This window comes from Acinetobacter sp. HR7 (genome assembly GCF_000773685.1).
Taxonomy (GTDB): domain Bacteria; phylum Pseudomonadota; class Gammaproteobacteria; order Pseudomonadales; family Moraxellaceae; genus Acinetobacter; species Acinetobacter thermotolerans.
Genome location: NZ_JPQO01000148.1, coordinates 1 through 1,321, shown reverse-complemented (window position 1 = coordinate 1,321; position 1,321 = coordinate 1). Strand labels below are relative to the sequence as shown.

Here is a 1,321-nt window from a genome sequence, read left to right as displayed (position 1 = left end):
TCATCGTTTGATGACGTGTCAAACGAACAAATAGAGCAGATAGAATTTGCACTCAACCATCGTCCTAGAAAAACGCTAGGTTGGTATACACCGAGTGAAGTTATGGCTGGTTTTTATACTGTTGCACTTGCCGCTTGAATCCGCCTTTTTTGTTGAAGATCAAAAATTTTACGATCCATATCAGGGATAACTAAATCAGAATAGCGTGAAATTTTCTCAATATTTCCTGATCGTAAAGCATCTAGCATGGGGTGTACAGGTTTCAATTCTTCATTATAAATTTGTTGCAGCAGCTTAGATGTAATTCGTTCCTTATTTGTTGCAATAGCTCTTAATTGGGCAAGAACAAATAACTTCACTACAATATCAATAATGCCTTGGCTCAAGTCATACCAAATATGTCGAATATTATCTGATAGGAACTCATCTCTTTGGTTAAGTAATTGCTGTTTCCAAAGCTTATCTGTAAAAGCTATCCATTCAGGGTTAAGCTGATTATCAATGTATTCTTGTAATGGCTCCCAGAATATAGCGCCAAAACCAGCTCCTCTACGTGCTGAGCGAAAGTCAGCCTCAAAAATTTCTCTGGCTTTAGGTGTACCAATTAACATGATAGGTACACCAATAGTATTTACCATTGTGACAAAGAAATTTAACATCTCTTGAGGACCACCAGATTTTGAGCGACTCAAATGCTGGATCTCATCAATGACCAATAGCCCTAATGCATGAGCATTCGCTAGTTGTGACATTTTAGTGAGTAATGCCTGAATGTTGTAGCGTTTTAGCCCATATTGCTTCTCATATTGAGTATCAAGGACTTGATCTAATGCTCGGAAGAAATTTAAGCAAATTTCTTTTAAGGAACCATTATGTGAACAATCAATTTTTAGGTAAACGACTTGCTCAATATTTAGATCAGGGTGATAAATAACTTGAGGATAGGCTGAAAGAGTTCTAATTAATGACGTCGTTTTTCCGTATCCAGAACAGCCAATCAGAACCATACTTTGAGCTGTTGATTTCACACTTTCAAATCTAAAAGCTTGAAGATCACCTTTCTGTATGCGCTCGTATCCGTTTTGTAGGTGTTTTTGAAGATCACCTGTACGTGGATTCCTTCCGACATACCCTCCACGAATTATCAATGAGATTCTTTCTGTTAAAAGGATGTGGTTATTAAGTGGTTGGAAAAACTCATCACTAAGACGAGCAATTGAATGGGAGCGGACGACTCGTGGGGCATTGAGATCTTGAAGAGAAGGGTCTGAACTAGATCTTAAATGACGAGTCTGAGTATACATTTGCTCCGTGATTTACC

The 1,321-nt window shown here is 38.0% G+C and carries 2 pseudogenes; one reads left to right on the top strand and one right to left on the bottom strand.

Going from position 1 to position 1,321, the window contains the following annotated elements:
- A pseudogene (locus tag GW12_RS15405) lies at positions 1-138 on the top strand (IS30 family transposase); the annotation flags it as partial.
- Between the two features lie 14 nt (positions 139-152).
- Here the strand turns inward: GW12_RS15405 and GW12_RS06755 are convergent.
- Positions 153-1,283 (bottom strand): annotated as a pseudogene (locus tag GW12_RS06755) (ATP-binding protein); the annotation flags it as partial.
- Positions 1,284-1,321 lie beyond the last annotated feature (38 nt).